General features: G+C 74.6%; 21 protein-coding genes. 3 read left to right on the forward strand and 18 right to left on the reverse strand.

Annotated elements, in window-relative coordinates; translation table 11 throughout:
* The 3 genes from VER05_RS03270 to VER05_RS03280 all read left to right on the forward strand — a co-directional run.
* Positions 1–993, forward strand: a 993-nt coding sequence (locus tag VER05_RS03270) for an ROK family protein (RefSeq protein WP_324843966.1), incomplete at its 5' end; no start/stop codon positions are given.
* A 123-nt stretch (positions 994–1,116) separates the two neighbouring features.
* Positions 1,117–2,382 (forward strand): PP2C family protein-serine/threonine phosphatase, encoded by a 1,266-nt coding sequence (locus VER05_RS03275; protein ID WP_324843967.1) that lies wholly within the window; start codon positions 1,117–1,119, stop codon positions 2,380–2,382.
* Between the two features lie 82 nt (positions 2,383–2,464).
* A complete protein-coding gene (locus VER05_RS03280) occupies positions 2,465–3,493 on the forward strand; it encodes a magnesium and cobalt transport protein CorA (RefSeq protein WP_324843968.1) in 1,029 nt (342 codons plus the stop codon).
* Positions 3,494–3,688: 195 nt separating this feature from the next.
* On the opposite strand, the gene mmsB is transcribed toward VER05_RS03280, so the two are convergent.
* The 18 genes from mmsB to VER05_RS03370 all read right to left on the reverse strand — a co-directional run.
* On the reverse strand, positions 3,689–4,870 hold the full coding sequence (mmsB, locus tag VER05_RS03285) for a multiple monosaccharide ABC transporter permease (RefSeq protein WP_324843969.1): 1,182 nt from the start codon (positions 4,868–4,870) through the stop codon (positions 3,689–3,691).
* The gene (gene mmsA, locus VER05_RS03290; RefSeq protein ID WP_324843970.1) at positions 4,867–6,405 is read right to left on the reverse strand and encodes a multiple monosaccharide ABC transporter ATP-binding protein; all 1,539 of its coding nucleotides are present in this window, start codon (positions 6,403–6,405) and stop codon (positions 4,867–4,869) included. The genes mmsB and mmsA overlap by 4 nt, the downstream gene beginning before the upstream one ends.
* 110 nt (positions 6,406–6,515) lie before the next feature.
* A complete protein-coding gene (gene chvE / locus VER05_RS03295; protein WP_324843971.1) occupies positions 6,516–7,658 on the reverse strand; it encodes a multiple monosaccharide ABC transporter substrate-binding protein in 1,143 nt (380 codons plus the stop codon).
* Positions 7,659–8,095: 437 nt separating this feature from the next.
* Entirely contained in the window at positions 8,096–9,604 is a 1,509-nt protein-coding gene (araA, locus tag VER05_RS03300; RefSeq protein WP_324843972.1) for an L-arabinose isomerase, read from the reverse strand.
* The gene (locus VER05_RS03305) at positions 9,601–10,359 is read right to left on the reverse strand and encodes an L-ribulose-5-phosphate 4-epimerase (protein WP_324843973.1); all 759 of its coding nucleotides are present in this window, start codon (positions 10,357–10,359) and stop codon (positions 9,601–9,603) included. The genes araA and VER05_RS03305 overlap by 4 nt, the downstream gene beginning before the upstream one ends.
* Positions 10,360–10,385: 26 nt before the next feature.
* Positions 10,386–11,999 (reverse strand): FGGY-family carbohydrate kinase, encoded by a 1,614-nt coding sequence (locus VER05_RS03310; protein WP_324843974.1) that lies wholly within the window; start codon positions 11,997–11,999, stop codon positions 10,386–10,388.
* A gap of 275 nt (positions 12,000–12,274) precedes the next feature.
* Positions 12,275–13,315, reverse strand: coding sequence for a LacI family DNA-binding transcriptional regulator (locus VER05_RS03315; protein WP_324843975.1), 1,041 nt, complete (start codon positions 13,313–13,315; stop codon positions 12,275–12,277).
* Positions 13,316–13,322: 7 nt separating this feature from the next.
* Entirely contained in the window at positions 13,323–14,171 is an 849-nt protein-coding gene (gene proC / locus VER05_RS03320) for a pyrroline-5-carboxylate reductase (protein WP_324843976.1), read from the reverse strand.
* Between the two features lie 87 nt (positions 14,172–14,258).
* Positions 14,259–14,591: a YnfA family protein gene (locus VER05_RS03325; protein WP_324843977.1), complete on the reverse strand. Its 333-nt coding sequence runs from the start codon at positions 14,589–14,591 to the stop codon at positions 14,259–14,261.
* A gap of 122 nt (positions 14,592–14,713) precedes the next feature.
* On the reverse strand, positions 14,714–16,921 hold the full coding sequence (locus VER05_RS03330; protein WP_324843978.1) for a biotin/lipoyl-binding protein: 2,208 nt from the start codon (positions 16,919–16,921) through the stop codon (positions 14,714–14,716).
* Complete coding sequence (locus tag VER05_RS03335) at positions 16,914–17,816, reverse strand: hypothetical protein (RefSeq protein ID WP_324843979.1); 903 nt, start codon at positions 17,814–17,816, stop codon at positions 16,914–16,916. The genes VER05_RS03330 and VER05_RS03335 overlap by 8 nt, the downstream gene beginning before the upstream one ends.
* 50 nt (positions 17,817–17,866) lie before the next feature.
* Positions 17,867–19,099 carry an ABC transporter permease gene (locus VER05_RS03340; RefSeq protein WP_324843980.1) on the reverse strand — a complete coding sequence of 411 codons (1,233 nt, stop codon included), beginning with the start codon at positions 19,097–19,099 and terminating at the stop codon, positions 17,867–17,869.
* Complete coding sequence (locus VER05_RS03345; RefSeq protein WP_324843981.1) at positions 19,096–19,830, reverse strand: ABC transporter ATP-binding protein; 735 nt, start codon at positions 19,828–19,830, stop codon at positions 19,096–19,098. The genes VER05_RS03340 and VER05_RS03345 overlap by 4 nt, the downstream gene beginning before the upstream one ends.
* Entirely contained in the window at positions 19,823–21,142 is a 1,320-nt protein-coding gene (locus tag VER05_RS03350) for an efflux RND transporter periplasmic adaptor subunit (protein ID WP_324843982.1), read from the reverse strand. The genes VER05_RS03345 and VER05_RS03350 overlap by 8 nt, the downstream gene beginning before the upstream one ends.
* Positions 21,143–21,414: 272 nt before the next feature.
* Entirely contained in the window at positions 21,415–22,977 is a 1,563-nt protein-coding gene (locus VER05_RS03355; RefSeq protein WP_324843983.1) for a DUF7059 domain-containing protein, read from the reverse strand.
* 37 nt (positions 22,978–23,014) lie between these two features.
* Positions 23,015–23,680 carry a histidine phosphatase family protein gene (locus VER05_RS03360; RefSeq protein WP_324843984.1) on the reverse strand — a complete coding sequence of 222 codons (666 nt, stop codon included), beginning with the start codon at positions 23,678–23,680 and terminating at the stop codon, positions 23,015–23,017.
* 2 nt (positions 23,681–23,682) lie between these two features.
* Positions 23,683–24,135 carry a hypothetical protein gene (locus VER05_RS03365; protein ID WP_324843985.1) on the reverse strand — a complete coding sequence of 151 codons (453 nt, stop codon included), beginning with the start codon at positions 24,133–24,135 and terminating at the stop codon, positions 23,683–23,685.
* Positions 24,136–24,209: 74 nt separating this feature from the next.
* On the reverse strand, positions 24,210–24,578 hold a 369-nt coding region (locus VER05_RS03370), incomplete at its 5' end, for a sodium/proton-translocating pyrophosphatase (protein ID WP_324843986.1).

A 24,578-nucleotide genomic window follows, 5' to 3' on the forward strand; every position in this document is an offset into this window, starting at 1 on the left:
GCGACCACCCGGTCCGGCCGGCGGGCCACCCAGGTGTCCCTCGCGCCCGGCGGGGCGCTCGTCGGCGTGCACTGCTACCTCGACGAGGTCCGGGTCGTGCTGGACCGCGGCGACGGCGAGCCCGTCGAGGCGGCGATCCCCCTGCCGCCCGTGCCCGGCCCCGGGCAGCAGCGGGCCGAGCACGCGGTCCGCGCGGCGCGGGCGCTCCTCGACCGCGTGCTGCGGGAGACCGGCACGGCCCCCGCGTCGGTGGCGGCGGTCGGCGTGGGCGTCCCCGCGCCCGTGGAGGTCCGGACGGGCCGCGTCGCGGGCGCCGGCGTGCGCGCGGGCTGGGGCGGGATGGTCGCCGCGCCGGGGCTGCTCGCGCCGGCGCCGGGCGTCCCCGTGCTCTTCGACAACGACGGCAACCTCGGCGCGCTCGCGGAGGCGCGGCTCGGCGCCGGGCGCGGGCGGTGGTCCGTGGTGCACGTCGCGCTGGGCGAGGGCGTCTCCGGCGGGGTCGTCGTCGGCGGGGAGGTCGTGCACGGCCGCACCGGCACCGCGGGCGAGCTCGGCCACCTGACGATCGACCCGGACGGGCCGGTGTGCTCCTGCGGCAACCGCGGCTGCCTCCAGGTGCTCGCGGGTGCGTCCGCCGTGCTGGACCTGCTCGCGGCGAGCCACGGCCGCCTGACGGTGCCGGAGCTGCTGGCCCAGGCGGCGGACGGGGACCCGGGCTGCCGGCGGGTGCTGTCCGACGTGGGACGGCACCTCGGCACCGCGCTGGCCTCGGTGTGCACGGTGCTCGACCCCGACGTGCTCGTGGTCGGCGGCGCGCTCGCGGGGGCCGGGGACGTGCTGCTGGACCCGCTGCGGGAGGTCCTGGCCGAGCGCACCGCGGTCACGGCGGGCGCGGTGGTCGAGGTGGTCGCGGGGCGGCTCGGGGTCGGCGCGCCGGCCCGCGGGGCGCTGCTGCTGGCCCGGGACGCGGTGCTGGGCGGCGTCGCGGGCTGACGCGCGGCGCGCGCACGTCCGTGCACGTGTGCGGGAGCACGTGCCCGCGGGCTCATCCCGCGGCTCAGGATGCCGATGTATCCGCCAAGAGCAGGACCGTCGCGCACGCCCAGGAGGTGATCGGTGCCGACCCGCACGACCACCCCCTCGGTGCCGTCCCCGCGCGAGCCCTCGCGCGACGGCGCCGACGCGGTCGACCTCGCCGCGCTGCCCGGCCTCGTCGCCGACGCCGCCGGCCCGACCGTCGTGGTGGCGCCCCTCGACACGGCCGCCCCCGCCGCGCGCAGCCTCCCGCAGCGCCTGGCCGCCCTGGAGCGGATCGGGACCGTCGCCGAGGCCACCGAGCCCCGGTTCGACCGCGTCGTCCGGCTCGCGCGCCAGCTGTTCGACGTGCCCACCGCCACCGTGTCGCTGGTCGGCGCCGGCGAGCCCGCCCCCGCGCCGATGGTGGTGCCGGCCGAGCTCGCCGGGACGCCCGCGCCCGCGACGGGCCCCGACGGCGTCGCCGTGCTCGAGGACCGGGGGCCGGGCGCCGTGCTGCGGTTCTACGCCGAGCACCCGCTGGTCGGCGCCGACGGCCGCACGCTCGGCACGCTCTGCATCGCCGACACCCGCCCGCGCCGGTTCACCGCCGACCAGTCCGCGCTGCTCCGCGACCTCGCGCACTGGGTGGCCAAGGAGCTGAGCGTCGACGCCGAGCTCGAGCGCGCCCAGCAGGTGCAGATGGGCCTGCTTCCCCGGGAGTCGCCGCGGGTCGACGGCTACGAGCTGGCCGGCGCCTGCCTGCCCAGCAGCCAGGTCGGCGGCGACTTCTACGACTGGTACCCCGCGGAGGACGGCGTGGTGCTCAGCCTCGCCGACGTGATGGGCAAGGGCCCGGCCGCCGCGATCCTGGCCGCCGCCGTGCGCGCCGTGCTCCGCGGCTCCGCGCAGGGCGAGTCGGTCGACCGCGCGATGCTCCAGGCGGGCGCCGTGCTGCACGCGGACCTGTCCGGCGCCGGGCTGTTCGCGACGGCGTTCCACGCGCGGCTCGAGGCGGCGACCGGCCGGGTCACCTACGCCGACGCGGGGCACGGGCTGACGCTCGTGGTGCGGGCCGACGGGTCGTGGGAGCGGCTCGACGCGCTCGGTCTGCCGCTCGGCGTGACCGACGAGGCCACCCGCGACCTCGGCGAGACGCACCTCGGGCCCGGCGACCTGCTGCTGACGTTCAGCGACGGGGTGCTCGACCTGTTCGACGGCTCGCTGCGGTGCGTGCCGTTGCTGGTCGGCGAGCTGCTGGACTGCCCGAGCGCCGAGGAGGCCGTGCAGCGGGTGCTGCGGCTGGCCGCGGTGAGCGGGAGCCGGCCGGACGACGTCACGGTCGTCGCGCTGCGCCGCGCGGGCTGAGCCGGCCGCGCACGGGGCGGACGCGGGCCGCCGCGGGGCCGTCCGCGGGGCCGGCCGCGCCCCGCGGACCTATCGTGAGGGCGTGACGGACGTGCAGCGCACCGGGGCCGACGCCGTGATCGGCGACTGCGGCCTCTACACCGGGGGCGAGCGGGTGCCCGGGCGGGTCCCGCTCGGGAAGGCCGCGCACGCCGCCGACGCCACCGACGGCTACGTCTGGGTCGGCCTGCGCGAGCCCACGGACGCCGACATCGCCGAGGTGGCCGAGGAGTTCGCGCTGCCGCCGCTGGCCGTCGAGGACGCCGTGCACGCCCACCAGCGGCCCAAGCTCGAGATCTACGACGACGTCGTGTTCGCCGTGCTCAAGCCGGTCCGGTACGTCGACCATGTGGAGGTCGTCGAGGTCACCGAGATCGCGATGTTCCTCCGGCCGCAGGCGGTCGTCTCGGTCCGGCACGGCGAGGGCGGCGTGCTGCGCCAGGTGCGCGCCGAGCTCGACGCCGGCGTGCCCGCCGAGGAGGACTTCGGCCCCGCGGGCGTGCTGTACCGGACCGCCGACCGCGTGGTGGACGCCTACGAGGTCGCGCTCGGCCACATCGACCTGGACGTCGACGAGATCGAGCTCCAGGTCTTCGGCCCGGGCGACGACGACCACTCCGAGCGGATCTACAAGCTCAAGCAGGAGGTCGCCGAGTTCCGCCGGGCGATGCTGCCCCTGCAGCGGCCGCTGGAGCGGCTGGCAGCCGGCGAGGTGCCGCACGTGCCCGCCGCGGCCGCGCCGTACTTCCGCGACGTGCACGACCACCTCCTGCGGGCCGTCGACCAGATCGAGGTGATCGACCGGCAGCTCACCGACGTGCTGCAGGCGAACACCGCGCGGGTCACCACGGGCCAGAGCCGGGTCGCGCTGCGGCAGAACGAGGACATGCGGAAGATCTCGGCGTGGGCGGCGATCGCGCTGGTCCCGACCGCCGTGGCGGGGATCTACGGGATGAACTTCGAGCACATGCCGGAGCTGGGGACGCGGTACGGGTACTTCGTGGTGCTGGGGGTCATCGCCGGGGCGTGCCTCGCGCTGCACCGCGCGTTCCGCCGCAACCGCTGGCTCTGAGCCCGCGACCCCTCCCCTGACCCACCCCGACCCCGACCCCCGGGACAGTGGAAGGTTGTGACGGACACGCCGTCGGCGTGTCCGTCACAACCTTCCACTCACGGATGTCCGACCGCCTCGGGGGACGCAGCGAGGGCCGGGACCCGGGGTCTCCCCCGCGTCCCGGCCCTCACCGGCCGTGCGATGCGCCCGAGGTCAGCGGGCGGCGCCCGCGCGGCGCTTGTTGTAGATGTCGAACGCCACGGCCAGCAGGAGCACGAGGCCCTTGACGATCTGCTGCGTCGACTGCGGCACGCCCATCAGCTGCATGCCGTTGGACATCACGGCCATGATCAGGCCACCGACCATGGCGCCGGTCACGCGGCCGACACCACCGGTCGTCGACGCGCCGCCGATGAAGCAGGCGGCGATGGCGTCGAGCTCGAACATGTTGCCGGCACCGGGCTGCGCGCCGTTGGAGCGGGACGAGTAGATCGCGCCCGCCACACCGGCCAGGAAGCCCATGTTGACGAAGATCCAGAAGTTGACCTGCTTGACCTTCACGCCGGACAGCTGGGCGGCGTTGAGGTTGCCACCGATCGCGTAGACGTGGCGGCCGAACACCGTGCGGGTGGTGACGGTGTTGTAGGCCAGGATCAGCACCGCGAGGATGATCAGCACGATCGGCAGGCCGCGGGAGTGCGCCAGCTGCCAGGCGAACGCCATGACGACGACCGCGATCGCGACGATCTTGAGGATGAACAGCGGCAGCGCCTCGACGGACTGCTGGTAGCGGACGCGGCCCATGCGGGAGCGCCAGGCCGAGTACGCGTAGCCGACGATGGCGATCGCGGCGATGATCAGCGTGAAGGCGTCGAAGCCGTTGCCGCCGAGCAGGCCGTTGATGAAGCCGCCCGCGACCTTCTGGTACGAGGAGGGGAACGGCGACAGCGAGATGTTGTTGAGCACCTCGTAGGTGAGGCCGCGGAACAGCAGCATGCCGGCCAGCGTCACGATGAACGCCGGGATCCCGACGTACGCGACCCAGAAGCCCTGCCACGCGCCGACCAGGAGGCCGACCACGAGGGCGGCGAGGATGCCGACCCACCACGGCTGGCCGTTCTTGATGACCAGGATCGCGGACACCGCGCCGGTCAGCGCCACCACGGAGCCCACCGACAGGTCGATGTGGCCGCCGATGATGACGATCACCATGCCGATGGCGAGGATCAGGATGTACGAGTACTGCAGGACGATGTTCGTGATGTTGCCCGGTGCGAGCAGCACGCCGTCCGTGAGGATCGCGAAGAGCACGATGATCGCGACGAACGCGATGTAGATGCCACTCGTCCGCAGGTTCTTCGTAAAGATGTCCCGCAGGCCTTCCACAGCCGTCATCGAACCGTTTCCTTTTCCTTCGTCATGAGCTCCATGAGGCTCTCCGGGGTCGCGACCGCACGCTCCTGCACGCCGGTGATCCGGCCGAACGCGAGCGTGTAGATCCGGTCGCAGATGCCCAGGAGCTCGGGCAGCTCGGAGGAGATGACCACGACGGCCTTCCCCGCGTCCGCGAGCTTGTTGATGATCGTGTAGATCTCGTACTTGGCACCGACGTCGATGCCGCGGGTCGGCTCGTCCAGGATCAGGACCTCGGGGTCCGTGTAGATCCACTTGGACAGCACGACCTTCTGCTGGTTGCCGCCCGACAGCTTGCCGGTCAGCGCCATGACGGTCGGCGACTTGATGTTCATGGACCGCCGGTACTCCTCGGCGACCTTGATCTCCTCGTTGCCGTTGACCCAGCCGGCCTTCGACAGCTTGCCGAGGGCCGCGGCCGAGATGTTCCGGCGGATGTCCTCGATGAGGTTGAGGCCGTAGGTCTTGCGGTCCTCGGTCGCGTACGCGAGCCCGTGGCCGATCGCCTCGCTCACCGAGCGGGTCCTGATCTCCTTGCCGTGCAGGAAGACCTTGCCGGTGACGTTGCGGCCGTAGGAGCGGCCGAACACGCTCATGGCCAGCTCGGTGCGGCCGGCGCCCATCAGGCCCGCGATGCCGACGATCTCGCCGGCGCGGACGTTGAACGACGCGCCGTCGACGACGACGCGGCCCGGCTGCGTGGGGTGCTCGACGTGCCAGTCCTCGACCCGGAACACCTCCTCGCCGACGTGCGAGACGTGCTCGGGGTACCGGTGCTCGAGGTCCCGGCCGACCATGCCCTTGATGATCCGGTCCTGGGTGACCTTGTCCTCGACCATGTCGAGGGTCTCGATCGTCTTGCCGTCGCGGATGATCGTCGTGGAGTTCGCGATCTCGGCGATCTCGTTGAGCTTGTGCGAGATCATGATCGAGGTGATGCCCTGGCCCTGCAGGTGCCGCAGCAGGTTCAGCAGGTGCTCGGAGTCCGAGTCGTTGAGCGCCGCGGTGGGCTCGTCGAGGATGAGCAGCTTCACCTTCTTGGAGAGCGCCTTGGCGATCTCCACGAGCTGCTGCTTGCCGACGCCGAGCTGGCCGATCGGGGTGGTCGGGTTCTCGTCGAGGCCGACCCGGGCGAGCAGCACGGCCGCCTCGGAGTTCGCCCGGTTCCAGTCGACGAGGCCGTGGCGCGCCCGCTCGTTGCCGAGGAAGATGTTCTCCGCGACCGAGAGGTACGGCACCAGAGCGAGCTCCTGGTGGATGATCACGATCCCCTTGTCCTCGGAGTCGTTGATCGAGCTGAACTCGACCTTCTCCCCGTCGAAGCGGATCTCACCGTCGTAGGTGCCGGCCGGGTACACACCCGACAGCACCTTCATGAGGGTGGACTTGCCGGCCCCGTTCTCCCCGCAGATCGCGTGGATCTCCCCGCGCTTGACGTTCAGGTTGACGTCCTGCAGCGCCTTGACCCCGGGAAAGGTCTTGGTGATGGAGTGCATTTCCAGGATGTGGTCGCTCATGCGGCCTCGACCGTCCTCAGTCGTGTCGGGCGATGGAACACGTCGCCGCGGGACCGGCCGGCACGTGTCGTGCCGGCCGGCCCGCGTCGGTCACGCGGTGGGTCGGGGGGTCAGGAGGCCTGACCCGCCGCGACCTCCTCCTCGGTCCAGTAGCCCGAGTCGATGAGGAGCGACTGGATGTTGTCGGCGTAGACGATGTCCGACTCCAGCAGGTACGACGGGACGACCTTCACGCCGTTGTCGTAGTCCTCGGTGTTGTTCGCCTCGGGCTCGTCGCCCTCGAGGAACGCCTGCGCCGAGGTGACGGCCTGCTCCGCGAGCTTGCGGGTGTCCTTGAAGATCGTCGAGAACTGCACGCCGTCCTTGATGAGCTTCACGGAGGCGATCTCGGCGTCCTGGCCGGTCACGATCGGCAGGCCGGCCTCGATGCTGTCGCCGTAGCCGGCGTTCTGCAGCGCGGTGATGATGCCGCGCGAGATGCCGTCGTAGGGCGAGAGCACGCCCTGGACCTTGGTGCCGTCCGAGTACGTGGAGGTGAGCAGGTCCTCCATGCGCTTCTGGGCGGTCTCCTGCAGCCAGCGGAGGGTCGCGACCTGCTCGATCTCGGTCTGGCCCGACTTCACGACCAGCGTGCCGTTGTCGATGTACGGCTGCAGCGTGTCCATCGCGCCCTTGAAGAAGAAGTGCGCGTTGTTGTCGTCCAGCGAGCCGGCGAACAGCTCGATGTTGAACGGGCCGGTCGCGCCGGCCTCGTTGCCCTCGGCGTCGAGGATGCCCAGGCCGACGAGCAGCGAGGTGGCCTGCTGGACGCCGACGTTGTAGTTGTCGAACGTGACGTAGAAGTCGACGTTCTCGGTGTCGCGGATCAGGCGATCGTACGCGATGACCGGGATGCCCTGGTCGGCCGCGGCCTGCAGCTGGTTGGCCAGCGCGGTGCCGTCGATCGAGGCGACGATCAGGAGGTCGGCGCCCTTCGTGATCATCTGGTCGATCTGCTGCGCCTGCGTCGGGATGTCGTCGGCCGCGTACTGCAGGTCGACCGTGTAGCCGGCCTCCTCCAGCTGGCTCTTCACGGCGTCGCCGTCGGCGATCCAGCGCTCCGAGGTCTCGGTCGGCATCGCGACGCCGATCGTGAGGTCGCTGGGGTCCGCGTTGGTCTCGTCGCCCGTGGTGCTGCCGGCGCCGCCGCCGGAGCACGCCGCCAGGCCGAGCGCGAGAACGCCGCCGAGCGCGACGAACCGGATGCTCTTCATGTCCTTCTCCTCCTCGAGAGGGTTGCTGACCTCGTCGTCATGGGCGCGGAAACCGCACCGTCGCCCGTCCTGCCCTGCGCCGCGTGCCGGGGTCGTTCTCCCCCGCCACCGGCGAGCACGTGCACACTCTCGCGGGCTTGACTTCAAGAAGTCAAGCCAAAGGTTCGGGGCTCAGGTTGCAGATGGATAACGGTCCGCGACCCCGCGATCAGTCCGGCCGTTGCTGCAGGTCAGGGGCGGTTTCGGCGCCGCGCCACGGCCGCCCGGCTGGCCGCGGATCACCCGCCCGGCGCAGCCGCTTGGGTTCGCTCACCGAACTCAGGCGGCCGAACGGGCGAACGCCAGGTGAGCGCTCACATGCCGACGGCCCGCCCCCGCAGCTGCGGGGACGGGCCGTCGGGGCGCGCGTGGCGCCGGGCGCCGGAGCGCGCCGGGGCTCAGAGGCCCTGGGCGATCCGGTAGTACACCTGGTTCCAGCGCACCTGGTCGCGGAAGCCGCGGCGGGTGGTGCCCTCGTCGATGACCAGCAGCTCGGTGCCGGCGATGTCGGCGTAGATCTCGAACGCCTCGACGCCCGCCGCGGTCGACATGACGGTGTGGTGCGCGCCGCCGGCGGTGAGCCAGGCCTCCGCCGACGTGGCGAAGTCGGGCCGGGGCTCCCACACCGCGCGGGCGACCGGCAGGTTCGGCAGCTCCTGGGTCGGGGGCACGACGTCGACGACGTTCGCGGTCATCCGGAACCGGTCACGCATGTCGGCCAGCGACACGACCACGGCCTCGCCCGGGTCGGCGTCGAACACCATGCGGACCGGGTCCTCCTTGCCGCCGATGCCGAGCGGGTGGATCTCCACCTTCGGCTTCGAGATGGTCAGGGAGGGGCAGACCTCGAGCATGTGCGCGCCGAGGATCTTCTCGGCGCCCGGGGTCAGGTCGTAGGTGTAGTCCTCCATCAGCGAGGCGCCGCCGGGCAGCCCCTCGCCCATCACCTTGGCCGCACGCACCAGGACGGCGGTCTTCCAGTCGCCCTCGGCGCCGAAGCCGTAGCCCTTCGACATCAGGCGCTGCACCGCGAGGCCCGGGAGCTGGCGCAGGTCGCCGAGGTCCTCGAAGTTCGTCGTGAACGCCTGGGCGCCGACCGAGGTCAGGAACGTCTCGAGCGCGATCTCCTGGCGGGCGGCGTACCGCAGCGACTCGTGGCGCTCGCCGCCGCGGCGCAGCTCGGGCACCACGTCGTACAGGTCCTCGTACTCCGCGACCAGCGCGTCGACGTCCGCGTCCGCGACCGCGTCCACCGCGGCGACGAGCTCGTTCACGCCCCAGGTGTTCACCGAGACGCCGAACCGCAGCTCGGCCTCGGTCTTGTCGCCCTCGGTGACCGCGACGTTGCGCATGTTGTCGCCGAACCGGACCAGCTTCAGCTCGTGCGTGGCGGCCCAGCCCGCGGCGGCGCGCGCCCAGGTGCCGACCCGCTTCGCCACGGCCGGGTTCGACGCGTGGCCGACGACCGTCGTGCGGGCGACGCCGAGCCGGGACGCGATGTACGCGTACTCGCGGTCGCCGTGCGCGGCCTGGTTGAGGTTCATGAAGTCCATGTCGATGCTGTCCCAGGGCAGCTCGACGTTGGCCTGCGTGTGCAGGTGCAGCAGCGGCTTGCGCAGCTGGTCCAGGCCGGCGATCCACATCTTGGCCGGGCTGAACGTGTGCATCCAGGTGATGACGCCCAGCACCCGGTCGTCGGAGTTCGCGTCGAGCATCGCCCGGCGGATCGACACGGAGTCCTTGAGCACCGGCTTCCACACGACGCGGACCGGCACGTCGGCCGCCTCGTCGAGGGCGCGGGCGACCTCCTGGGACTGCTCGGCGACCTGGCGCAGCGTGTCCTCGCCGTAGAGGTCCTGGCTGCCGGTGAAGAACCAGACCTCGCGGTCGGCGTAGGGCTTGGTCATGCGTCCTGCTCCTTCGTGGTGGGCTCAGCGGCCGGGGCAGCACTGCCCTGGCCGTAGACGTTCTGGTACCGGGCGTAGAGCGAGTCGACCTGGTCCTGCGGGATGCGCGTGGGCTCCCCGAGCTGGCGGGAGATGTGCACGGTGCGCGCCACCTCCTCGACCATGACGGCGGCCTTGACCGCGGCCTTGGCGTCCTTGCCGATCGTGAACGGGCCGTGGTTGCGCATCAGCACCGCCGGGCTGCGCGACTCGCGGAGCGTCTCGACGATGCCGCGGCCGATCGAGTCGTCCCCGATCAGGGCGAACGGGCCGATCGGGATGTCCCCGCCGAACTCGTCGGCCATCATCGTCAGCACGCACGGCACCGGCTCGGCGCGGGCGGCCCACGCCGTCGCGTAGGTCGAGTGCGTGTGCACGACGCCGCCGATCTCGGGCATGTGCGTGTAGACGTAGGCGTGCGCCGCGGTGTCCGAGGACGGGCTGCGGGTGCCGTCGACCAGGTTCCCGTCGAGGTCGCAGACGACCATCGACTCGGGCGTGAGCTCGTCGTACGTCACGCCGGACGGCTTGATGACGAGCAGGTCGTCGGCCGACGGGCCGTCGGGGCGCACCTGGACGCGCTGGGACACGTTGCCCGCCGTCCAGACGATCAGCTCCCAGCGGGGCAGCTCGGCGTGCAGGGTCGCGACCACCTCGCGGGTGCGCGCGACCGCCTCCTGCACCTCGGCCGGGTAGTCGGCGAGGGTCCGGGTCATGGGGTCTCCTCCTCGGGAGTGGGTGGTCAGAGAGCCTCGGTCGCCGCGCGCTCGACGGCCAGGCCGGCGCGGTAGCGGTCGAGGAACTGCTCGTAGCCGGCGACGTCGGCCGGGTCCGGGGCCACGGTGTCGACCGCCGCGCCGGCGAACACGCGCTCGGACAGGTACGTCGGCAGGTCCTGCTCGGCCGCGGCGTCGAGGTAGGCGGCGAGCACCGCGATGCCCCAGGCGCCGCCCTCGGCCGCGGTCTCGCCGACGGCGACGGGCGCGTCGATCGCCGCCGCCAGCAGGCGCTGCGCGACGCCGGCGGTCCGGAACATGCCGCCGTGCGCGAGCATCGCGTCGATGGCGACGCCCTCGCCCTGCAGCACGTGCATGCCGAGGCTCAGCGTGCCGAACGCGGAGTACAGCTGGGTCCGCATGAAGTTCGCGAGCGTCAGCCGGCTGTCCGGCGTCCGCACCACCAGCGGGCGACCCGCGTCCAGGCCGGTGATCGGCTCGCCGGACAGGTAGTTGTACGCCAGCAGGCCGCCGCCGTCGGCGTCGCCCTCGAGCGCGGCGCGGAACAGGGCGCCGAACACGTCGTCGGCCGCGGCGGGCGCGCCGAGCGCGGTGGCGAACTCGCCGAACAGGCCCGCCCAGGCGTTCAGCTCCGAGGCGCCGTTGTTGCAGTGCACCATCGCGACCAGGTCGCCGGCCGGCGTCGTCACGACGTCGAGCTCGTGGTGCACGCGGGCCAGGGGCTTCTCCAGCACGACCATCGCGAAGATGGACGTGCCGGCGCTGACGTTGCCGGTGCGCGGGGCGACCGAGTTGGTCGCGACCATGCCGGTGCCGGCGTCGCCCTCGGGCGGGCACAGCGGGACGCCGGCCTGCAGCGTGCCGGTCGGGTCGAGCAGGGCGGCACCCTCCTCCGTGAGGCGGCCCGCGTCGGCGCCCGCGGGGAGCACCTTGGGCAGCAGAGCCTCGACCCGCAGACCCGGGCGGCGGGTCGCGACGATCTCGTCGACCTGGGCCAGCATCGTCGCGTCGTAGCCGCGGGTGGCCGGGTCGATCGGGAACATGCCCGACGCGTCGCCGACGCCGAGCACCTTGCGGCCGGTGAGCTTCCAGTGCACGTAGCCCGCCAGCGTCGTCGTGAAGTCGATCTGCGGGACGTGCGGCTCGTGGTCGAGGATCGCCTGGTAGAGGTGGGCGATCGACCAGCGCAGCGGGATGTTGAAGCCGAGCTTGTCGGTGAGCTCCGCGGCGGCGCGACCCGTCGAGGTGTTCCGCCAGGTGCGGAACGGCACCAGCAGCTCGCCGTCGGCGTCGAACGGCAGGTAGCCGTGCATCATCGCGGAGACGCCGAGCGCGCCGAACGTGGTGGGGCGGACGCCGTACCGCTGCTCGACGTCGGCCAGCAGCGTGGCGATCGACTCCTGCAGGCCCGCCCAGACGGCGTCGAGGGAGTACGTCCACACGCCGTCGACGTACTGGTTCTCCCACTCGTGGCTGCCGGTGGCGACCGGCGCGTGGTCCGGGCCGATCAGGCAGGCCTTGATCCGGGTCGAGCCGAGCTCGATGCCGAGGGAGGTCCGGCCGTCCGTGATCGCGGCGGCGATCTCGTCGCGGCGTGCGTCGTCGTGGTCCTGCGCCATTGCGTGCTCCGTCCTCGCGCGTCGGGCTGCGCTGCCCGCGTCCCTTGCGATGTTGCCGCACGCGGCGAAGCGCCGCGCCCTGCCCCGATGTTAGCGCTCACACGGCACGCGGCCAACTGCCCTGCTGACGCGCGCGACGCGGCGCTCCCACGACGGGCTGACCTCGCCGAGATGGCAACTCTCGGCTGTGCGCGGACCTCCGGTCGCAGCCGAGAGTTGCCGTCTCGGCGAACGAGCGGCGCGGGGTGAGGCGAGGGGGCGGAGCGCGGGGAGCGTCAGCGCGCGGCGGGGGCCGCGGTGCTCGCGCGCGGGACCAGGGTCGCCGGCAGCAGGGTGCGCGGCGGGGGGTCGCCCGCCAGGGCGCCGACCAGGGCCCGGATCGCGCTGCGGCCGAGGGCCGGGAAGTCCTGCCGGACGGTGGTCAGCGGCGGCACGAAGTACGCCGCGCCGGCCTCGTCGTCGAAGCCCACCACCGACACGTCCTGCGGCACCCGCAGCCCGCGCTCCCAGAACGCCCGCAGCAGTCCGAGGGCGAGCTGGTCGTTGGCCGCGAACACCGCCGTCGGCGCCCCTGCGTCGGCCAGCCGCAGCCCCTCGCGGTACCCGGACTCGGCCGACCAGTCGACCTCGACCGGCTCCGGCGCCCCGACCCCCGCCGCCGCGCACGCCTCCCGCCAGCCCGCGAGCCGCTCCTGCGCGTCGAACCAGTCCTGCGGCCCGGCCAGGTGCACCACCTCGCGGTGCCCGAGGTCGACGAGGTGCCGGGTCGCGGCCCGGGCGCCCTCGCGCTGGTCGACGCCGACCGCCACGACGTGCGCGGGCCCGGGCACGGGCTCGCCCGACGTCACCGACACGACCGGCACCGGGACGTCGAACGCCGCGACCGCCTCCGCCACGTCGACCTGCGGCGCGATGATCGCGATGCCCTCGACCGCCTGGTCGAGGAAGTGGTCGAGCGCCCCGCGCATCGTGCCGGCGTCGAAGGTGTCGATCGCCGCGACGCTGACGTAGTAGCCGACCTCGCGCGCCGCGCTCTCCAGGCCGATCAGCGTGCTGGTCGGGCCGTGGTGCACCGACGACGTCGTGACGACGCCGAGCGCCCCCGACCGCCGCGTGACGAGCGCCCGGGCCGCGCTGTTCCGGCGGTAGCCCAGCTCCGCGATCGCCGCGAGCACGCGCTCGCGGGTCTCCGGCCGGACGCTCGGGTGGTCGTTGAGCACGCGCGACACCGTCTGGTGCGACACCCCGGCGAGCGCGGCGACGTCGCTCATCGCGGGCGGGCGCCGGACGGCGGGGGCGCCGGGCGTGCCGGTCACCGCGGGCCTACCGGTCCTCGCGGGGCGACGGGGCCGCCGCCGCGCCGAGCTCCCGCGACCGGTCGTGCGCCGCGCGGGCCGCCGCGACCACGCCCGCCCGCACGCCGTGCGCGTCGAGCTGGGCCACGCCCGCGACGGTCGTCCCGCCGGGCGAGGACACCCGCTCGCGCAGCACGACCGGGTGGTCGCCGGTCTGCGCGGCGAGGGCCGCCGACCCCTCGACCGTCGCGACGGCCAGCCGGGTCGCCAGGTCGCGGGTCAGGCCGAGCAGGACGCCGGCCTCCGCCATCGCGTCGATCAGGTAGAGCGCGTACGCCGGCCCGGAGCCCGAGATCGCGGTGACCGCGTCCAGGTCCTTCTCCGCCACGCGGACGACGAGGCCGGTCGCGGCGAGCGCCCGCTCGGCGAGGTCCAGGTGCTCGTCCGTCGCGTGCGTGCCCGGGGCGATCGCGCTGGCGCCCTTGCCGACCAGCGCCGGGGTGTTCGGCATGACCCGGACGACCGGGGTGCCCGCGGGCAGCGCGGCCTCGTACACCGCGACCGGGACGCCGGCGGCGACCGAGACGACCAGCGTCCCGGGCCGCAGCGTCGGGGCGATCTCCGCCAGCACGTCGGGCACGACCTGCGGCTTGACCGCGATCAGCACCAGGCCCGCGCCCTTGACCGCCTTGGCGTTCGGGTCGGCGGCGCGCACGCCGTACCGGCCGGACAGCTCCATCGCACGGGCGGCGCTGCGCTCGGTGACGTCCACGTCGTCCGCGGTCCACCCGGCGGCGAGCAGCGCCGTGACCAGGGCCTCGCCCATGACGCCGCCGCCGAGGACCGCCGCGTGCGGTCGTGCCGTGGTCTGCGTCATCGGGCGTCCTCCGGAGGTGGTGGTGCGGGTGGTGCTGCGGGTGCGGCTGGCGGCGAGCCTAGCCCCGGTGGGGGCGGGCCCGGCCGCTCAGGCCGGCCGCGGCGCGTACATGATGACCGCGACCCCGGCGAGGCAGAGCAGCGCGCCGAGCACGTCCCACCGGTCGGGCCGGAAGCCGTCCGCCACCATCCCCCACGCCAGCGAGCCCGCGACGAACACGCCGCCGTACGCCGCGAGGATCCGGCCGAAGTGCGCGTCGGGCTGCAGGGTCGCGACGAACCCGTACAGGCCGAGCGCGATCACGCCCGCGCCGATCCACGCCCAGCCCCGGTGCTCGCGCACGCCCTGCCAGACCAGCCAGGCGCCGCCGATCTCGAGCAGCGCCGCGAGCGCGAACAGCACGACCGACCGCAGCGGCATGCGGACCCCTCCCCCGCCGGGCCACGGGCGGGCGCCGGCGGGTCCAGGGTGGCAGAAGGGCGCCCGGCCGGTGCCGCGCAGGGGGTACGCGGGACCGGCCGGGCGCCGTCGAGGGCCCGGGCTCAGCTCCCGGGCGGGCCGCCGGCCGGGAGCCGGCCGCCGCCGAAGCCGCCGCCGCCGGGGAACGTCATCTGGCCCTGGCCGGACGACGAGTCGTCGGTGCTGCCCCCGAGGCCGCTGAGGCCGCTGCCGGACTCCGCGTCGTCCGGCACCAGCGACTGGCTCAGGTCCGCCAGCACCACCTGGTCGCCCTCGGACAGGCCGGACACGATCTCGGTGAGCTCGGCGCCGACGGCCCCGCGCTCCACCTCGACGGACTCGACGGACCCGCCGCTCAGCACCTGCACCGTGGCCGTGGAGCCGTCCAGGTGCACCGCCGACGACGGCACGGTGAGCGTCTGCTCGGCGGCGGCGACCGCGATGGACACCTGGGCCGAGGAGCCGTTGTAGAGCGCCACGTCCGCCGGGTCGACGGCGATCTCGACGGTGTAGGTCGGGTCGGACGACGTCGTGGACGCGTTGAGGATGCCGATGCCGGTGACGGTGCCGGTCAGGTCCTCGTCGCCGGTGCGGACCGAGAGGGCGGCCTCCTGGCCGACCTCGACCAGGTCGACCTGGCTCAGCGGCACCGTGGTGGACACGGTGTACCCGTCGTCGCCGATGACGGTGATGACCGCCGACGTCGAGGAGGCCTCGACCTCGTCGCCCGCCGCGATCGACACCGCCGCGACGGTGCCGGCGATCGGGCTGGTCAGGTCGACCAGGTCCAGCTTGCTCTGCGCGAGGGCGAGCTCGGCCTCGGCCTGGTCGATCGCGGCCTGGTCGGCGAGCAGGTCGGCCGCGGTGGCGACGGTCGAGCCGCCGGCGGCGCCGGACGCGCCCGACCCGGAGGCCCCGGAGGGCGCCGAGCCCGTGGTCGAGGACGCGGCGCCCGAGGACGCGGCGCCCGTGCCGGACGACGACCCGCCGGGCAGCACCGCGCTCGGGTCGACGGCCGCGGAGCCGTCGGTGCCGGTCGCGCCTCCCGTCGTGCCGCCGGTCGACGGCGCCGTGCCGGTGCCGCCGGTCGAATCCGAGGTGGCCGAGGTCAGCGCGTCCTGCGCCGCCGTCACCGCGGTGTCGAGGTCGGTCACCCGGGTCATGAGGCTGGTCTGGGCCTCGTCCACGGTCGTCTGCGCCGCGAGCACGGCGGTGATCGCGTCCTGGCACGACGTGAGGTCGTCGGTGGTCGCGCTCGTGGTGAACGCGGCACCGGTGATCACCGCACCCGTCGTCGCCGCGGCGCCGGTCGCGGTGGCGTCCTCCGTCGCGGCGTCCTCGGCCGGCGCGTCCTGCGTCGGCTCCTCGCTCGGCTCCGTCGTCGGCTCCGTGGTCGGCTCCTCCGCCGCGCCGCCGCCCGACCCGTCGCCCGAGCCGTCGCCGTCGCCGTCGAGCACCGCCTGGCACGCCTCCTGCGCGGCCGCGGTCGCGGTGGACGCCTCCGCCAGCGCCGCCTGCGCGGTCTGGTACTGCGCGAGCAGCGCCTGCTGCGCGGCCTTCACCGCGGCGATCGCCTGCGTCACGGCGGGGTCCACCGCCGACCCGCCGCCGCCGGTCGAGCCGTCTCCCGTCGACCCGCCGGCCTGCGTGTCCCCGCCGGCCGCCGCGGCGTCCGGGGTCGAGCCGGTCGAGCCCGTCCCGGTCGAGCCGGACCCCGTCGACCCGGACCCCGTCGAGCCGGGCCCGGTCGTCGACGACCGCGAGCCGGACGAGCCGGTGCCGGAGCCCGTGCTGCTCGACGTGCTGCTGCTCGAGCTGCTGCTGCCCGAGGTCTGGGAGTCGATGTCGTCCTCCAGCTGCTGCTGCGCGTCGGCCACGGCCTGCTCGGCCTGCTCGACGGCGTCCTCCAGCGAGGCGGTGTCGAGGGTGGCGAGCACCTGGCCCGCGCTGACCGTGTCGCCGACGGCCACGTCGACCGCGCCGACGGTGCCCGCGACGGAGAAGGACCGGTCGTACCGGCTGGCCGAGGCGACCGTGCCGGTGGCGTCGATCGTCTGCTCGACGGTGCCGAGCTCCGCGGTGGCGGTCCGGTAGCCGCTGCCCTTCGCGCTGGTGACGGCGATCGCCACGCCGCCGCCGACCATGCTGAGCGCGGCCGCCGCGGCGACCCCGCCGAGCACGAGCCGCCGGCGGCGGGTCGCCCGCCGCGCCAGGGCCTTCGGGGTCAGGGGCGTCGCGGGGGCCGCAGCGGCCCGCCGGCGGCCCACGCGCCGCCGCAGGCTGTCACGCATCGTCGCCCTCGCTCCCGGTCGAGCCGGACCCGCCCGGGAAGCCGCCGCGCCCGCCGAACCCGGTCGAGCAGCCGTCGTCGGTCGCGTCGGACAGCGTGAGGCTCGTCGCCGCGACCTGGCCGCTGCTGTCGGCCTCGCCCTGCGCCGTGACGCACCGCCCCACCGCGATGGCCGTGGCGTCGGCCGCGACCGTGCTGGTGAAGGTGGTCGCGTCGTCGACGGTGACGGTGGCGGTCGTCGTCGTCGCGTCGTCGGAACCGGGCACCCCGGTCGACTCGACGGTGATCGTGCTGCCGCCGACCGCGGTGACCAGCCCGGCGGTCGCGCCGCCGAACCCGCCGCCGGAGCCCCCGGCGCCGCCGCCCGGCAGGTCCGTCGGCGCGCCGTCGGGCAGCTCGGCGCCCTCGGGCAGGTCGGTCGGCATCCCGCTGGGCCGCTCGCCGTCCGCCGGGAACCCGCCGCCCGAGCCGCCGCCCCCGAAGCCGCCCGTGCAGCCGTCGTCGGTCGCCGCGGAGATCGCGACGGACGTCGCCGCCGCGCCCTCGTCGCCCGAGGTGAACGCGACCACGCACGACCCGACGGTGACGTCGGACAGCGCGGCGGTGACGGTCTGCGTGATCGTCGTGGTCGCGTCCCAGGCGACCGCCGTCTGGCCGTCGTCGCCCTGGACCTGCAGGAGGGCGTCGGTGACGGCGGCGATCTCGCCCGAGGTGCCGCCGCCGCCGGGCATCCCCCCGCCGCCCTGGCCGGACGGCGCCTCGGCCTGCGCGGCCTCGCCGGCGTCCGCGGTGCCGGTGGACCCGGCGTCGGCGGTGTCGCTCGAGCAGGCCGCGAGCAGCACCAGGACCGCCACGGCGGCGGGGGCGGCCAGCAGGCCGGTACGGGTGCGGGACATGTCTCTCCTCGTGATGGTGGTACCGAAGGGGGCCGCGGGTCGCACGGACGTCACTCCGACCGCAGGGCGTCGATGGGCGCGAGCCTCGCGGCCCGGGTGGCGGGGTAGACGCCGAACACCAGGCCGATGGCCATCGCGATCGCGACCGAGCCGCCGACCGCGGCGCCCGAGATGACGATCGACGTGTCCAGCAGGTCGGGCAGGACCTTCGCGGCGACGACCCCGAGCGCCGCCCCGAGCAGGCCGCCGGCCAGGCCGAGCACGCCGGCCTCGACCAGGAACTGCCGCCGGATGGCCCACGGCGGGGCGCCGAGCGCCTTGCGCAGGCCGATCTCGCGGGTCCGCTCGGTGACGGAGACCAGCATGATGTTCATGACCCCGATGCCGCCGACGAGCAGCGAGAGCGCCGCGATGCCGGTGAGCAGGACGGTCAGCGTCCGGTAGACCGAGGTCGCCGTGCTGACCAGGGAGTCCTGGCTGTCGATGCTGAAGTCCGCGCTGTCCGCGTCGGTGATGTCGTGCAGGTTGAGCAGGAGCTGGTCGGCCTCCTGGTACGCCGCCGCGAGCTGGTCCGCGGACGCGGCCTGCACGTAGATCGTGGTCAGCGAGTTGCGGTCGAAGCCGCCCGACACCGTGTCGGAGGCGGTGGTCAGCGGGATCACGACCAGGTCGTCCAGGTCGGTGTCCGTGCTGGAGCCGGCGGTGTCGAGGACCCCGACGATCGTGAACGCGGTGTCCGCGATGGTCAGCTGCTGGCCGACGACGTTCGTGGTGCCGAACAGCTCGGTGGCGGTGGTCGCGCCGATGACGGCCACGGTCGCGCCCTCCGCGTCGTCGTCCGCCGTGAGGAACTCGCCGGAGGTGACCGCGCGGGACCGGACGTCGAGCCAGTCCTCGGTGGTGCCGACGACCGTGGTGGTCCAGTTCGTGTCGTTGGCCTCGACGGACAGCGACGACTCCTTCTCCGGCGCGACGGCGCCGATGTCCGGGGCGTTGACCTCGGAGGACAGGGCGTCGGCGTCCGAGCGGGTCAGCGTCGCGCCGGTGCCGAACCCGCCGCGCACGCCGTCGGAGTCGGTCGACGACCCCGGCGTGACGATGAGCAGGTTCGACCCCAGCGCGCTGATCTGCTGGCTGACGTCCTTCTGCGTCCCCAGGCCCAGCCCGACGGTGAGGATCACCGCGGCGATCCCGATGAGGATGCCGAGCACGGTCAGCATCGAGCGCAGCTTGTGGCCCCGCACCGCGGCCCAGCCGGTGCGCAGGGTCTCGGACCAGGTCATCGCGGGTTCACCTCGTCGGACTGGATGAGGCCGTCCCGCACGAACACGATGCGCCGGGCGTGCTCGGCGACCTCGAGCTCGTGGGTGATGAGCACGATGGTGCGGCCCTGGGCGTGCAGCTCGTCGAACAGCGCGAGCGCGTCCTCGGTGGACCGGGAGTCGAGGTTGCCGGTGGGCTCGTCGGCGAGGATCAGCGCGGGCTCGCCCACCAGGGCGCGGGCCACGGCGACGCGCTGCTGCTGGCCGCCGGACAGCTCGCCCGGGCGGTTGTCCAGCTTGTCGCCGAGGCCGACCCGCTCCAGCGCGGCCACCGCGCGCTCGCGGCGCTCCGCGGCCGGCACGCGGCCGTAGACCAGGGGCAGCTCGACGTTCCGCCACGCGGTGAGCGACGGCAGCAGGTGGAACTGCTGGAACACGAAGCCGAGCCGCCGGTTCCGGACGTCGGCCAGCTCGACCTCGTCCAGCTCGCCGACGTCCTCCCCCGCCAGCCGGTACTCCCCGGCGGTCAGGACGTCCAGGCAGCCGACGATGTTCATCAGCGTCGACTTGCCCGAGCCCGACGGGCCCATGATCGCGACGTACTCGCCGGTGCGGATCGCCAGGTCGACGCCGCGCAGGGCCTCGAACTCGATGCTGCCGGTGCGGTACGTCTTGCGGGCGCCCGCGAGCTCGATGACCGTCTCGGCGGCGTCGGGCGCGCCGGGGACGCGGTCGAGGACGAGCTCAGCCATTGCTGCCGCCCGGGAAGCCCGCGCCGCCGCCCGGCATCTGCGAGAAGTCGGGCATCTCGCCGGACGAGAAGTCGGGCATCTGCCCGCCGCCCGGGAACTGGCCCTGCTCGGTGTCACCGGACCCGTCGCCCGACCCGGAGGCGCGCGGGCTGAACGTGGTGACCAGCACCTCGTCGCCCTCGGCCAGGCCCTCGGTGATCTCGATCATGGTCCCGGAGGTCTCGCCGACGGTGACCGCCGTGGTGACCGTCCCGCCGTCCGCGCCCTCCTGGGTGACGACGGTCTGGCCGTCGTCGTCCGTGGTCACCGCCGACGCGGGCACGGTCAGCACGTCGGTGCGGCGCTCGTAGATGATCGAGACGTCCACCGACTCGCCGTCGTGCAGCCCCTCGGGGCTGCCGGTGACCGCGACGGTCACCGGGTAGGACGCGACGCCGCCGGAGCTGCTGGACAGCAGCCCGATCTCGGTGACGGTCCCGTAGATGGTGTCGGTGGAGCTGCTGGTCGTGAGCTCGGCCTGGTTCCCGACGGCGAGCAGGGCCACGTCCGACTCCCCCACGCTGACGCTGGTCTGCCACGCGTCGGTGCCGACGATGACGAACTGCGCGGTGCTGGTCGACGTGGCCGAGGACGACCCCGTGGACCCCGTGCTGCTGCCGCCCATCCCGCCCGTGCCGCCGGTGCCGCCGGTGCCGCCGGTGCTGCCGCCGGCGGAGCCGCTGCTGCCCGAGGACGAGCCCGACCCGGTGACGGCGTCGCCGACCTCGACGTCCACCGTCGTCAGCAGGCCCGACACGGGCGCGGTGAGCGTCGCGCCGGCCAGGTCGGCCTCGGCGTCGTCGACCGCGGTCTGCGCGACGTCCACCTGGGCCGCCAGCGCGGCGACCTGCGCGTCCGAGGCGTCGGAGCCGTCGGCCTCGTCCTGCGCGTTCGACAGCGACGCCTGCGCGCTCGCCAGGTCGGCCCTCGCCTGGAGCAGCGCGGCGTCCAGCTGCAGCGTGTCGACCGTCGCGAGCTGCTGCCCCGCGGTCACGGTGTCGCCCGCCGCGACGTCGACCGAGGTCACGGTGCCGCTCACCGCGAACGACACGTCCTCCTGGACGGTCGGCGTCAGCGTCCCGGACGCCGAGACGGACTGCTGGATCGTCGACAGGCTCGCGGCCACCGCCGTGGTCGTCGACTCCGGGGTCGCGGCCTGCGCCGGCGCCTCGCGGAACCCGAACCAGTACACCCCGGTCCCGGCGACGCCCACCAGCAGCGCGACGGCCACCACCCGCACCCACGGTCGGGTGCGCCTCCACAGCGACAGCATGTTCTCCCTCGGTCCGTCGGGGACGGACCGCGCTCGCGGGCGAGTGCCGCGGGGCCGTCCCGGCTGGTCAGGACGGTAGGGAGGCAGGCTGGGCCGGTCTTAGCACCACCCTGTGCCCAGCCTGTGCGGGCGGGGACGCGGGGGCGCCGTGGCGGGCGAACACCTCGACAGTGGATGGTGGTGACCGACACGCCGTCGGCGTGTTCGTCACAACCATCCAGTGTCGGGTGCGGCCGGTGGGGTGGGGCCGGTGCGGGAACGGGCCCCGGGGGTCAGGCCGGGAGCAGGAGGCCGTCGGCGACCAGGCCGCGCACCTCGGGCAGCACGTCCGCCGCCACCGCGTCCGCGTCGACGCCCAGGAGCGCGCCCAGGGCGCCGACGATCTGCCCGATGGTCAGCTCCCCGTCGCACGCGCCGACGAGCCCCGCGAGCGCCGTCCCCGCCTGCACCGTCCGCCCGAACCCGCCGCCCTGCCGCAGCAGCACGATCTGCGGGTCGACGTCGCCGGGCCGCAGGTACCGCTCCTCGGTGACGTCGCCGGGCACCAGCAGCCGCTCGCCCGCGAGCGCCGCGTCGTCCCGCCGGCGCAGCCAGTCGTGCGCGGCCAGCGACGCCCCGATGGCGGGGCCGAGCGGCTGCCGCACGGTGCCGGTGACCTCCTCGAGCCGCCGCAGCCGGGGGGCGTCCGCCAGGTCCGCGGCCGGGCGGCGCAGCACCACGACGCCGAACCCGATGCCCTCGACGTCCCGGGACGCGAAGTCGGCGAGCCAGGCGGCGTACCGGGCGCGCCACGCCGCGGGGTCGCGGTCGGGCGTGGTGCCGCCGTCGCGGATCCAGGTCTCGGCGTACTGGGCGGGGTCCTGGAGCTCGCGCTGCACCACCCAGCCGTCCAGCCCGGACGCGTCCAGCCAGGCGCCGACGCGCTCGTCCCAGGACTCGCCGCGCCGCACCTCCCAGTTGCCGAGCAGCTGCGCCACGCCGCCGGGGGCGAGCACGGACCCGACCGACGTGATCAGGTCGGACACGATGGCGTCGCCGGTGCGCCCGCCGTCCCGGTACTCGTAGGTGGGCACGTCCGCGGCGGCGCGCGGGGTGATGACGAACGGCGGGTTGCTCACCACGAGGTCGAACCGCTCGCCCGCGACCGGCTCCAGCATCGACCCGAGCCGCAGGTCCAGCCCGCCCGGCGCCAGCCCGGCGAGCGCCGCGTTGAACCGCGCGAACCCGAGCGCCCGCGCCGAGATGTCCGTGCCGACGACCACGTCGCTGTGCCGGGCGGCGTGCAGCGCCTGGATGCCGCAGCCCGTGCCGAGGTCGAGCGTCCGGGCGCTGGGCTCGCGGACCGTCACCTGCGCCAGGGTCGTCGACGCCCCGCCGACCCCGAGCACGTGGTCGGTCCGCAGCGCCCCGCCGGTGGCGAGCTCGCCGAGGTCGGACGCCACCCACCAGTCGACCGGCCCGGCCGCGTCCTCCGCCTCGTAGGGCCGCAGGTCGACCCGCGCGCGCACGGCGTCGTCCGCCCCCGACCCGGCCGCGGCGACGAGCCCCAGCCGCTCCGCCCCGGCCACGCCGAGCGACGGCAGCGCCCGGGCGAGCGCGGCCGCGGGCACCGGCACGCCGAGCACGAACGCCCGGACCAGCGCCGCGCGCGGCTCGTCGCCGGCCGTCGCCAGCAGCGCGGGCACCGGCTCCTCGCGGTGCAGCGCGGCGCTCGCGACCGGGCCGAGCAGCTCCTCGACGCCGGGCACGGTGAACCCGGACGCGGCCAGGTCGGCGCGCAGGGCGTCGACGAGCGCGGGGTCGGCGGTCAGGGGCTCGGTCGGTGCGGCGTCCACCGGACCATCCTCCCCGACGCGGGCGGGCGGCCCGGCCTCATACCGGCAGCGGCTCCCCGCCCGGCCCGTCGCCCCCGGCGGGCGCGGCGGGCTCGGCGTGCGGCACGACCTGGTCCTGCCACCGGGTCGCGTACCACCCGGTCGGCCCGCCGGTCTCCAGCGTCACCACGCCCGTGTTGTCGAGCGCCCAGCGCCCCGCGATCGCCGCGTCGAGGTTCCCGGCGCGGGTCAGCGCCCAGAGCCGGATCATCGCCCCGTGGCTCACCGCGGCGACCGTCTCCGCCCCGGTGCCCAGCAGCTCGTCCACCACGGCGTCGAACCGGTCCAGCGTCGCGCGGCCCGACTCCCCGCCCGGCATCGCGGCGTCCAGGTCCCCGGAGGCCCAGGCCACCATCGTCGACAGGTACCGGTGCACCGACCCCTCGTCCGTGCGCATCTCCAGGTCGCCCGCCAGCACCTCGCGCAGCCCCTCCCGCACCTGCACGTCGAGCCCGTGCGGCCGCGCCACCTCGGCGGCGGTCGCCCGCGCGCGGTCGAGCGTCGAGGCGTACACCGCGTCGAGCGGCTCGGCGGCCAGCGCCCGCCCGACCGCGCGGGCCTGGCGCTCGCCCTCCGCGGTGAGCGGCGCGCCGGGGGCGGCCGTGTCGAGCGCGTGGACCAGGTTGGACGGGGTCTGGCCGTGCCGGACGAGGTGCAGCCGCACGGTCAATCGCAGTTCTCGGTGGTGAACGCGCTCAGGTCGTCGCTCGCCGCCGACAGGTCGTCGGAGTCGGCCTGCTCGGCGAACTGCTGCAGCGCCGCGGTGAACGCCTCCTGGTCCGTCGGGTCGATGTCGGCCAGCGCGTCGTCCAGCTCGGCGAACGTCGAGGTGAACACGCCCCAGGAGTCGGCGATCTCGTCCGGGGCCTCGACCTCGTCGAACTGGTCGCGCGCGTCGGAGATGGCGTCGGCGAACGCCTGCGGGTCGTCGCTCAGCGAGCCGGCCGCGGTGATCTCGGTCATCGCGTCCTCGCCCGCGGAGCAGAAGGCCTGCACCCTCTCGTCGTCGCCGGAGCAGGCGGCCAGCGGGACGACGAGGGCGAGCAGGGCGGCGCCCGCGAGGGCGCCGCGGGCGGCTCGGCGGGAGGGACGGCGGGCGGCGGCGCGGCTCGAGGTCATGGCGCCCAGCCTGCCGGACGGCCCGCCGGGCGTCGAGGCGACCGGTGGGCCGCCGCCGTGCCGCCACCCCGGCGTCACGCCCGCAGCGGCACCTCGCGCTCCAGCCGCGCCTCCTCGTCCACCCGCGCCGCCCGCAGCCGGGACAGCACCACCGCCGTGAGCGCGATCAGGCCCGCCGCGATCGCGATCGACAGCCGGAGCACGTGGTTCGCGCCGTCGCCGAGGCTGACCGTCACCACCGCCGGCGCGATGAGCAGCGCCACCAGGTTCATCACCTTGATCAGCGGGTTGATCGCCGGGCCCGCGGTGTCCTTGAACGGGTCGCCGACGGTGTCGCCGATGACCACCGCGTCGTGCGCCGGGGAGCCCTTGCCGCCGTACCGGCCGTCCTCCACCAGCTTCTTCGCGTTGTCCCACGTGCCGCCGGAGTTCGCCAGGAACAC

It is taken from the genome of Cellulomonas sp., from assembly GCF_035634735.1.
Classification (GTDB): Bacteria; Actinomycetota; Actinomycetes; order Actinomycetales; family Cellulomonadaceae; genus Cellulomonas.